The sequence below is a fragment of the Bartonella rattaustraliani AUST/NH4 genome, from assembly GCF_000312565.1.
GTDB lineage: Bacteria > Pseudomonadota > Alphaproteobacteria > Rhizobiales > Rhizobiaceae > Bartonella > Bartonella rattaustraliani.
The window spans coordinates 1-10,633 of the sequence record NZ_CALW02000097.1; the positions used below are offsets into that span (position 1 = coordinate 1).

12 protein-coding genes are annotated in these 10,633 nt (G+C 42.2%); 2 read left to right on the forward strand and 10 right to left on the reverse strand.

All coding sequences use genetic code 11. The features are described 5' to 3' along the window. From BN67_RS12335 to BN67_RS11010, 10 genes are all read right to left on the reverse strand, one after another. On the reverse strand, positions 1 to 1,166 hold a 1,166-nt coding region (locus BN67_RS12335), incomplete at its 3' end, for a phage tail protein (RefSeq protein ID WP_019224121.1). Positions 1,167 to 1,173: 7 nt separating this feature from the next. Continuing rightward, a complete protein-coding gene (locus tag BN67_RS10975; protein WP_019224122.1) occupies positions 1,174 to 2,193 on the reverse strand; it encodes a phage tail protein in 1,020 nt (339 codons plus the stop codon). 11 nt (positions 2,194 to 2,204) lie between these two features. Then, positions 2,205 to 2,849 (reverse strand): transglycosylase SLT domain-containing protein, encoded by a 645-nt coding sequence (locus BN67_RS10980; protein ID WP_019224123.1) that lies wholly within the window; start codon positions 2,847 to 2,849, stop codon positions 2,205 to 2,207. Then, positions 2,846 to 4,267: a hypothetical protein gene (locus BN67_RS13095; RefSeq protein WP_051011305.1), complete on the reverse strand. Its 1,422-nt coding sequence runs from the start codon at positions 4,265 to 4,267 to the stop codon at positions 2,846 to 2,848. Before BN67_RS13095 ends, BN67_RS10980 begins: the two co-directional genes overlap by 4 nt. Before the next feature lies 1 nt (position 4,268). Beyond that, complete coding sequence (locus tag BN67_RS13325; RefSeq protein WP_051011306.1) at positions 4,269 to 4,955, reverse strand: hypothetical protein; 687 nt, start codon at positions 4,953 to 4,955, stop codon at positions 4,269 to 4,271. A gap of 10 nt (positions 4,956 to 4,965) precedes the next feature. Then, complete coding sequence (locus BN67_RS13330) at positions 4,966 to 6,258, reverse strand: hypothetical protein (protein WP_019224124.1); 1,293 nt, start codon at positions 6,256 to 6,258, stop codon at positions 4,966 to 4,968. Positions 6,259 to 6,383: 125 nt separating this feature from the next. After that, entirely contained in the window at positions 6,384 to 7,220 is an 837-nt protein-coding gene (locus BN67_RS15135; protein ID WP_019224125.1) for a hypothetical protein, read from the reverse strand. Next, complete coding sequence (locus BN67_RS11000; RefSeq protein ID WP_019224126.1) at positions 7,210 to 7,644, reverse strand: hypothetical protein; 435 nt, start codon at positions 7,642 to 7,644, stop codon at positions 7,210 to 7,212. Before BN67_RS11000 ends, BN67_RS15135 begins: the two co-directional genes overlap by 11 nt. Next, positions 7,641 to 9,101 (reverse strand): hypothetical protein, encoded by a 1,461-nt coding sequence (locus BN67_RS11005; RefSeq protein ID WP_019224127.1) that lies wholly within the window; start codon positions 9,099 to 9,101, stop codon positions 7,641 to 7,643. Before BN67_RS11005 ends, BN67_RS11000 begins: the two co-directional genes overlap by 4 nt. Next, complete coding sequence (locus BN67_RS11010; protein ID WP_019224128.1) at positions 9,102 to 9,809, reverse strand: phage adaptor protein; 708 nt, start codon at positions 9,807 to 9,809, stop codon at positions 9,102 to 9,104. Between the two features lie 103 nt (positions 9,810 to 9,912). Between BN67_RS11010 and BN67_RS11015 the strand changes: the two genes are divergently transcribed. Both BN67_RS11015 and BN67_RS11020 read left to right on the forward strand, forming a co-directional pair. Beyond that, on the forward strand, positions 9,913 to 10,164 hold the full coding sequence (locus tag BN67_RS11015) for a type II toxin-antitoxin system Phd/YefM family antitoxin (RefSeq protein ID WP_019224129.1): 252 nt from the start codon (positions 9,913 to 9,915) through the stop codon (positions 10,162 to 10,164). Beyond that, positions 10,157 to 10,558, forward strand: a complete 402-nt coding sequence (locus tag BN67_RS11020) for a hypothetical protein (protein WP_019224130.1) — start codon at positions 10,157 to 10,159, stop codon at positions 10,556 to 10,558. The genes BN67_RS11015 and BN67_RS11020 overlap by 8 nt, the downstream gene beginning before the upstream one ends. Positions 10,559 to 10,633: the final 75 nt, after the last annotated feature.

Genomic DNA, 10,633 nt, shown 5'->3' on the forward strand with positions numbered 1-10,633 from the left:
TTGGTTTGCGATACTTCTTCAAACGCATTGTTACATCTCTCTAAAGCATCCCCCGTTAAACCAGCACATTCTTCATTAACAGTATCATCAACAATACTATTAACAATATAATACCGTTCAGAAGGTGGAATTTCAGGGCCTAAAGGACAATGAATATCCTCATACCCCCAAAGTGTCGGGCTAAAACAACGCTTGCTATATTTCTCAATCAAAGACATAGGCACCGGAGCTCCTCGCAAATGCCCTGAAATACATTTATAAACCTCATCCAAAGTCCCGTGACCATCAAAACAGCTTTTTACTGCGCTTTCTTGGATTCTTCTTATTTCGGGATCAGATGAAAGATCACGCTTATATGAGGGATCATAACTACGCTTTCTTCTCGACGAAGTACCAGAATTATCATCTCGAAGTTCAATATCATGCACATGCTCTCTCATCGAATATTCTTGCACTGTTGCAAAACCGCGATCTGCATCAACCGTGCCCAAATAATCAAAGCCACGTAAAAACATTCCTCTTAAGTCCGGAACATTAAAGCTCGTTGCCCCGTCACCTTCACCCCACATCGTACCAATCATTGCAAAAAGATTACGATAATTCTCACGCGAATAAGCCTGCCCATCACACAATAACCAACCTTCTGGCAATCTTTCCATTGCAAAGGTGCCTATAAATCCAATAGGAAGAAGACGTGTAAAATGAGAAACTTTCTTTAACGTTGGATTAAGAAGGTGCCAACCTGAAAGCTCTTCATCATACACCAAGCTATAAACACACCCATGTTGTATCTCACCTCCAACAAGCAAACAAACACCGCTTTGAGACCCCTTATAAACCGGCTTGCCTGATAAATTATTCAAAGAAACGGTTGTTGACCCAACATTGCCTCCCCTCGCTCTAAAACTCACAACAATATCATTCTTATATTCCAAAAATTTTGATTTTGTTTGAAGCCTAATGACCGTCTGTTGTCCTGAAAAATCAACCTCAACAACACCCTCAAGCCCTCCACTCGTATCCGATAAATACTCTCTAATCCTTTGCATCATCGCACGAGCACTATGATTAACTGTATGTGGCGACTGTCCCTCAGACCAATGGATAAGACTATCTGCGACTGCATTATCAGACGCTGTTAAAGACCATCTATAAATATCTGACATCGGCGCCTCACGTTTTTATCGCAAAAGAAACCGAGACATTAACCGGACGGGTTTCTGGAGAGCCAGAACGCTTTTCCTCTAATCTAAAAACAAGATCTGATAATGGAGGCATGGCAAGACTGTGCTCCGTCCTAATATCTTCTTTTGCTACCCCTATGAGTCTCGAAACTTGTGATTTCTCATCATCATCAAGTGCATGACCAAATATGGTGGTTGTATTGCCCTGCCAATGCGTTGATGAGGAAACATCATCATCCTGGGATAAAATCTGATAAGCACCATGAATATGAGACTGGATGGAATCCTCTTGAAAGGTTGCAAAAGAGCGTCCTCTATCTAGATTGCGTCCACCATCAAAGCCCCGTAAAAATACACCCCGTAAATCTGGTATATTAAAAGTGCTTGCGCCATCTCCACTTCCCCATGTCGTCCCTATTGCCGAAAACAGATCACTATAAACACTTCGCGAATAAGCTCCCCCATCACACAAAAGCCAACCGCTTGGCATTGCTTGCATAGCGAATGTTCCTATAAATCCTGGGGGATAAAGGCTCATTTCTTCTCGGCGGGAAAGGGGGGTAGGATTAAGAAGGTGCCAACATGAGAGCTCTTCATCATACACCAAAGTATAAATACACCCAGTTTGAATCTCACCGCCCTCTAATAAAACCGCGACACCCGTTTCTGAAATCTTATAAACAGACTTACTGGGTAAGCTATTAAGAGAAACGGATGTCGTCCCAACATTCTTGCCCTTGGCTTTAAAACGCACAAGAATATCATTCTTATACTCTGAAAATTTTGATTTTGTTTGCAAGCTGATCAAGGTCGTTTGTTGGCTGTGATCCACTGCAACAATGCCTTCAAGTGCACCGCCCACATCTGACAGATATTCTCTAAAACGCTGCATCATAGCACGCGCACTATTATTCACCGTGCTAGGTGGTTGCCCTTCTGACCAATTAATAAGAGTATCCACGCGCGCGTTATCAGACGCTCGTAGCGACCAATCATAAATCGTTGACATGTCTCTAAATCCTAAATCCCGTAGAATGCCCGCATAAAATTTGACATCTGAAAATCATCCTCATCTTCTTCTTCGGTTTCTTCTTCTGTCTCTTCCTGCTGTAAGGGTAATAAATACCTTAAAAGCTCTAGAAGATCATGCCTATTCTGATTCCGAAAACCGGCAGATCTTGCATGATAAGGCTGCGGCTGCCCCCCATACATCTGTAACACACGATTAGCAAAATCACCTGCCCGCATGCCCGCATTACCACTGTTCAAAGCAACGGCATTTCTGCCAACAAGTTGTGCGGCATTGGCATTGGGGTTTTGTAAAAGACGTGCTGCTCCCCCTACACCTTGTTGATGTGCCAAATACAATTCCGCCTCCGTGGGAACTCTTCCCAACACGCGGGTTAAGTAATTGCGATTATCACGCGTTAACCTGCCCATGGCATCAGACGCTTGCACCGGATCAAAACGGTCTTGCAAGCCATATTGCTTTGCCGTGCTATCGATAAATTGATACAAACCACCCGCTGAAGAACGTGGATTCCTTGCATTCGGATTGCCACCACTTTCAATCCGAGCAACATGGTATAAATAGTTCTCAGGCAATCCATAACGCATGGCTGTCTGGCGTATCGCTTGTTGTACTGAAGGGCTATATTGGCTCATTTCGCATACTCTATAGAAAAACCAGGTCCCAATCCTTTACTTATAGCCCTCGAAATAAACTGCAAACCTGCATCCGTCAAAACACCAGCTGCATGCAACATCACAGCATTTTGCATCAGTTTAGCGATTTGGGGTCTTTTCATTTCCCCAACACCAAAAGTCGCTAATTTCGCTATCTCACGCTCTATCTCTTGCCTTGCTGCCAAAATTTCTGGTGAGTTTGGATGATGCAATATATTTCTCGCCAACGTTAAGCCTTTCTGCCATAAACCCATATCCTTGGTCATTCCATGCCAAATAGAAAACTTAGGACGACCTTGATATTCCTGATATGCTTTTTCTGCCGCTTTAGAATAGGATCCCTCTCTATGTGCCGCCTTTTTCAAAGAGGCAAACGATTCATCTCCTATTATTTTTTTGAGATTTTCAGCTGCAATACCGCCTTTTAAAAGATCAGAAAGTTTATTAGCAGTATCACTATTTGTTTTTACCGAATTATTAAGCTCATTTCTCACACCAAGTTTATAAGTATTGCCCCCTGACCAATTGCCTCTAGCAAGGTTACTTTCAATAGCGTTCTTTGGAAGATCCCCTCCAAGTGCTTTTCTACCTTCATCAAAAGTTTCTTTAAAAACTTTATATTTCTCTACAATGCCACGTGCTGTTTTATATCTTGGTGAAATTTCATCCGTTATATCGAGCAAACGCTTTTTCAACGAGTGGTACAAATTAGCACGTGACGTATCACCAGAATCCGAATACTTCCGGTATAAAATGTCAAGGGACCGCTTTGTTTCATCTAATAACTTCATCGTAGGCTTATATGTAATATGCGGAAACTTTTTATTATTATACTTTATAGGGTTTGCTCTGTTGATATCATCATTTAAGACACCCACAGCATGGTTGAGAGCTTGTCGAAATCTTGCATTTGCAAAAAGAGGATCTAGTTTTTCATAATATTCTTTATCTATTGGAGTATTCCGCATCTTTTTGTAAGAAGATTTGGAGAACAGATTTCCTTCCTGTTTCAGTATATCTTTTAAATCATCTGCATGCTGATAAGGCGCAATGGTATCGTCCATAGTATCACGAAGACGTTTAAAAGAACCGCCTAATCTTTCCCCATGAGCTTGCTCCAAGATATCATGAACAGCTTTATTTGTTGCTGACGACTTATATAAAAGCTGATTTAGCTCTGGGCTCATATCTGTCAAAAACATATTTTTAGCATCAAACGAAAAGCGTTCAGGCAATTTTTCCTCTTGGAAGACATATCTGTACCAAGGTATTTCAGGATCATAAAGCTCCCGAGCAACTGCTCTCAATGCTTTATTGGAAACTGGCTTATGAGCAGGATTCAAAGAACCCTTCATAAAAGGTGCTGACTTTAAGGCATTTCCTCCCGCACGAAGCATCTTAGAAACTCCTGACCCCTACTAAAGAAGCAGCTGGTGTCAAAACAGCGCCACCAAGACCACCTGCTACTGTACGATGCAGTGTATCAACATAACCTTCCCCGGAACCAGATCCATGCAAAGCGCTAGATCCAGCTCCTAAAAGCGCTCCCCTGCCGAAACTTCCCGCAGCCATGCCTGCCCTCAAAAAATTTAATCCAGGAATAGCCAAAGACGCTACTGTTGGTAAAATAGAACCAGCAATATAAGCACCTGTAGACAACCATGGATATTTCTTTTCTAAGGCTTTTTGATAGGCGCGCTCTTTAGCTACTCTTTTATTATAAATCTCCTCTGCTCGTTTATTGCTACTCCAATAATCATTAAAATCTGCTTCAGCTATCGCCTGCATCTCATCACTATAACCCGCCGTGAGACCAGATGTACCATGACTGCGAAGAGCGTCCAGCCACGTAAGCTCTTTATCATCAAAAGAAAAATCATTGTACGTTTCTTGAGTACTAGGAGCATCTTCAGCAATACCAATCACTTTATATTTCCTAGCCCATTCAGGAAGAAGTGATTTATCATAATCTTTAAATTCAGGGGAATCTATTCCCCTTTTAACATCTTCAGCAATACCAACAACCTGGTACTTTCTAGCCCACTCAGGAAGAAGTGATTTATCATAATTCTTAAGTTCAGACATGAAACATAACCTATTTTCTTATAATAACTTTTTGACCATTGGCATCAAAAACAAGAAAATCTGCTCCTGGTGGTAAATCGCTAATTTCATTTTCACTTTTCATAATAGATAAATTATTATACTTGTCTTGGATGGTTTGCAGATTCACTTGTGAAGTCACCTTACCAACATTCTCTGGTGTCAATTTAATTCTTTCATCTTCTAGCAAAGCCAATGCATCTGGGTGAAATTTACGCAAAATCTTCTCTACTTGATCAAGTCTACGCATGAGCTCTTTACTACCCAATGAATAGTCTATATTTCCTAAATAGTCCTTTAAGGTATCAAGTTCTTGTTCGGTCACCTGGCCAAGACCAGAAGCTCCATTACGTGAATACTGTCTCATGGTATCTAAGCGATCAAGACCCATACGACTTCTTATAGATTCAAGAAGAGAACGCATATCACGGTGTTTAGGATACCTAGCAACTGCGCCAAGCCAAGCAACATTCCCTGAACCCCAACCACCACTCTCCCGTATATGCTGTTTAAAAAATTGGATATCATTAAGTACAACTGAATTAATAGCACTGCTAAATTTGCGTGACATTTCTTCACGGTAACGTTCCTGCTCTTCTTTACTACCAAGACCACCCGACATCTGCTGTAAGAGAGATGCATTAAGAGCATGCTTATTCCCGGCTATAAATCTCGCTTCTTCTTCGCCGTATCCTTTAGACTTCAGATACTCGACGGTTTGATTAACTTGTTCTCTTTGTTTATTCCCTTCACTAAGCTTCGTAACACCATGTGCAAGAGTATCCCACCCTGAACCACCTGACGGTGCTGCCGCCATACCAGAAACAAGATCTTGAAGACTTTTATAAAAATCTGATTGTACAAATTTCTCAAAACCACTGCGATTATCTACAGGTGGCTGTACCTGATCCGGTGGCTGTGATATGGAGGTTGTGTCTACCTTCTTTTTAAAACCTTGTTCATAAAGATCTATTGCATTTGGCAGAGGTGGAAGATTTTCAAAACCAGGAGGCAGTGATTGTGCACGTCGCAGGTGTATTTTCTGTAAATCTTTGTTTTCTGGAGCATTTAGTTCCTCTGGTTGCATCACATCTCCAAAAATTGCCGCCGCCCCAATACCCGCAGAGGCTTTTGGGTTTTTTGTGATTAATTGTCGCAATCTTTGCGCTCCTTTAACCGATTGTTGAGCACCTCTGGTAAAAAGATTCCTCAAAATATTGGGAGCATATCTCAATGCTGCTGCACCTAATGGCTTTGCTAATGGCGCTAATAATGGAATTGCCATCACACTCTCCTATAAAACTATCATTTAATGATTATGCAGTTCTCATGTTACTTCTATGATTTCTTCTTAAGAACTCGCTTAGTGCAGATTCTCCTGCTGCTGCCGCGGCGGCGCCTACTGATCACCTACCATTTAAACGGAATATTCTTTGCTCCCTCAAGTGCCAGACCGCCCATAATCAGTGCATTCATCCATGGATTATTGCCTGGCATCATGGAAGTTGTACTCTTATTCATTGTCTGACCATAATTGCCTGCAAAGCCACGCGCTGCATTCATCAACATATTCAGCCTATTCCAACCACTGGTATCTCGCTCAAGCCAACGTTCACGATCAGCATCAATAAGGCGTTGATTGTAATCATCAAGCAGTGATGAACCCTGCAAGGCATTCGAATAAGCATTATTGTAAGCGGGCAATAAATTCCCTACCATTCCCAACCGGTACTTATTCAGATCCCCAAGAACCGCATTGGCTTGTGTCATATTTTGCATATATTGCCCAAAGTGATCTGCCATAGCATTGGTAAGCCCTCTATCCATAGCATCAGCATGGTATCCAGAACCATCACGACCCGCAGAGGCATAAACACTGTTCACCTCATCTCTCACACGATTCATAGAGTTTTGCAGCGCTCTGTTAAAAGGTGAGTACTCGCCACCACTCATAGCACTAGAAGTAAGCGCGTTAAGGTTTCTTTCTGCCTGTGTTGGGGTGCTCATCACATAACCCATATAGTTTTGATATTGACTAGGCACACCGCCAAGACCACTTATCGCTTGCTTTGTTGGGGCGCTCAATGGTGCAACACGTGGTCCTCCATAAACATTGCCTCCAACACCTGTATGATAAAGGTTAAAGGCGTCCTGACTTCCACTTCTAAACAGATTATTCGTCCAAGAAGGAGGGGCAATCGTCTGAGTGCCACTTTGTTTTTTTTCCTCTTTTCTTCTACTCCCCATCTCCTAATCCCTTTCTATAATAGACCATATCTATGCCATAGCCTTGCTTCCCAAGTGCCCTCTTCCACCCTAAGCGACCAAGGATCTCTATCTCAAAAGCGCCATTCTCACGCGCCCAATCCTCTATAGAGCGCAGGTGAGAAATAAGCTCTAATCCTCTCTTCCCCACACATTCGCAAATCAAAGCACGTTTCTTGCCCAAAACTGTTTCTTGGATCTTTGTCGTAACTGCCCCTAAAAAATGACCCTCATCAAGCACAAGCCATAACTGTTTTTGACCGCTGCAAATTTGTTCAATCAACTCTTGCAACGTTACTTCATGCTTAAAGCGCTCGACATACCGACGAAAAGACGCAACAATCTCATCAAGGTAAGGCGCCATGTGCTCCTTATCCCAAGAAGAGGTTAAAACAATTTCTGTCATGATCGACGCCCTAAAGACCGTAAATTGACATGAAAGCCCGTGATCTGTTTCCAAGGCGTCCCTTCAGGGATACGCAACTGAAAGCGATGATAGCGATTGTGAGAGCGACCATGATAGGCACCCGTCACAAAGGAACAGACCCTCTCCTTATGCCATTTAAGGGGTGTGCTGTTACTGCGAACATTTCTCTCACCAATACGCAAAAGACCATCAAGCGTATCAACTTCTGCAAAGACCTTTGTAAAAAAGCTCAAACTGCCATCAGGAGCACCCATTTCTTGCGAAACAACAACTGCCTCCATTGGGGCACCCGTAAAGACAACAAGCCTATTTTTGGCGTCAAACCCACCAAGCACTGGCATACCATTTTGCCAAATCGGATTATCAAGGGAGGCGGGTAAATCCTCAAGCCTTTCAGAAACCTCATCCAATTGCTCTAAACTATAGCCAGTCGTAAAAGTAGGGAAGAAAGTTAAACGCTCCCCATAAATCATTGACCATTTTTGTAAGCCCCAATCATAAACAAAGGTTGTTTGTGTGTTATTAGCACTCTTAAGAGACCAATAAACACGGTTATAAACAGGGTCTATCACCCCTTGCATAGCGTCAAGGGCAAGCCTATCAAAGCTTGAAAACACCGTTCGATCCACCTTTTCAAAACCGATCGGCAAAGGTTGCCCCTCAAAATTCATCTGATAAAAGCCGCCATCATCCACAAAGAAAGCATCACTGCCTCGACAGACAATTGACTGAGGACTCCTAGCACCGCGCTTGTCTTGTATCTTCTGAAAAGAGAACACAAAACCAGAGCCCGGTGTAAACAAACCAGCATAAATAGCAGACCGCATGAAAATAAGGGGATTGGTCGATTCTGTTGACCCTTGTACAACTTCACCGTCATGGAAATCCTGAAAGTCGCACTGTTTCTCCTGAACCTTCCAATGGGTAGCGTCCTTAAAACCAGACCAATGCACGCGGTTTGGGTGATCCGTAAGCTGCATTAAACAAACAAAACGCCCCCAAACCTTCACCAAACCGGCTCTTGGAGGATCCCCACCTAAATCATCAAAACGCTCTGAATTACCCATCTGAAAAGCCTGCGGTTTATCATTCTTGTTGACCGCAATAATCGTTTCATCAAACAAGGCAAAGGACCATTTGTTTTCCTCATTGGCACTATAGCTCACACCGCTTTTGCTAATATCTTTCCAACCCCGCGTGTGGCTGTCATAAGCATAAAGCTTTTGCTCTCCTCCTACGATAATTTTAACACCACTTCTTGTTCTAAAAGCTATCGCCCCCAAGGGCTTTTCTTCTAACGGGGCTGAAACAACCGTCCCACCCGGCATGGGAATATAACAACCATCTGCCGGTAAAACATTCACAAGCGTATCGGTACACCCACTGTTGACAACCGAAACATCGGGTCTATAATCAGCTATTGGAAAAAAAGACATTTAGAAATCCGTTGGAACTATTCTTGTGACATTATTGCGGGTTGAGGTTTCTGTTCGCAATTGCTGTAACTGCTCTTGAAAATCATTATAAGCTGCACCCGCACAATCAGGATCTTTCAAGATATTCTTATAGAGTTCATACTTTGCACGCGCTTTGATCAGATCAAAGGCATGGATAAACCACGGATTCTCCTGATTAGCATTGGCTGGATATTCAAAACGTATGGGGGAAAGAATAAGCTGTATCTGATAAACACTATCCGGTATCGGGTAAAGATAAAGTTTCCGATCAAAATAACCGTAACAAACGGGGGATCCTGTTTGCCCTGAGGCGATCAAAGGACCTAAAGAGAGCGCGTCTCTATGCTCCAATTCAACCTTGGCTTGCCTATCCTTATGAAGAAAGACCCCTTTGATCTTAGCAGAGGTTTCAATATGGGGGGCCTCTGGGGCACCATAGATACTTTTCCCCTTCCCTGTGTTAAAAACAACATCCATGCTTTCGTTAAAGTAAAATCTTTCCCGTTCACAAAAGCGAATTGCTGCTAAAGCACTTTCCTGTATCTGATGAGCATACTCATCCGTTACGTCATCAATTTCGTCCTGAATGACAGACACAAGCCTGGAAAAGGTTGCTCTTTGTTCAATAACGTCTTGCTCGTCTTGTATCGGACCGCCCGTCCTTACCCTAATATAGTGACGTGACATTCTAAAACCTTTTAGTAAAGAATTTTCTTGACATTATCCATACTTACATAAAATATGCATTTTACGTATTATATGTAACTATGATCTTCATAGGAGTGTCTTTATGAAAAAATATAGTTTTACAGATATAAACCGCGGAACTGGTGATATATTAGACGAGGCAATGTCTACGCCCGTAGCTTTGACTAAAAGAGGACGAGAAAAAATCATTATGCTTCCTATCGATTTATACAATCAATTAATAAAATCTCGCTCCGGTGCACAAGCTTTTTCCTATGCAGATGCACCGAAACATATCTTAGGTGACCTAGATCAAGGTTTAGATGAACTTCTCAAAAGCGACGAAAATGTTTAAAGCAGGTGATGTCGTGAGATACTACTACTTATGGCATGAACAATCTCAAAAAAGAGAGATTTCAGGTCGTAAGTCACGTCCTGCTTGTGTTGTCGTAAAAACAGAAGCGCACTTCTTTTTATTTCCCATCACTTCACGAGAGCCTCATGATATGCAATTGAGCTTAAAGATACCTGAAACAGAATGTAGGCGCGCAAAACTGACAAAAGAGTCTTGGCTACGTCTTGATGAATTCAATGTTGTTCCGAACGAAGATTTTTTCGACTTTGAAACTCTGAAACCACAAGGCTGTTTTAGCATTGCTTTCATGCGTAAAATTGCAGTTAAAATTAAAGAAGTCAAAGAAATGAAACTTCTTAAAACAGTTTCTAGGCACTCTCCCCCTCAACTTTAGCGATGAGTAACAAACTCCACAACGATACTTGCCTCACCTGATTGTACCGTTTTATCTGCTTTGGCATAAAGGCTA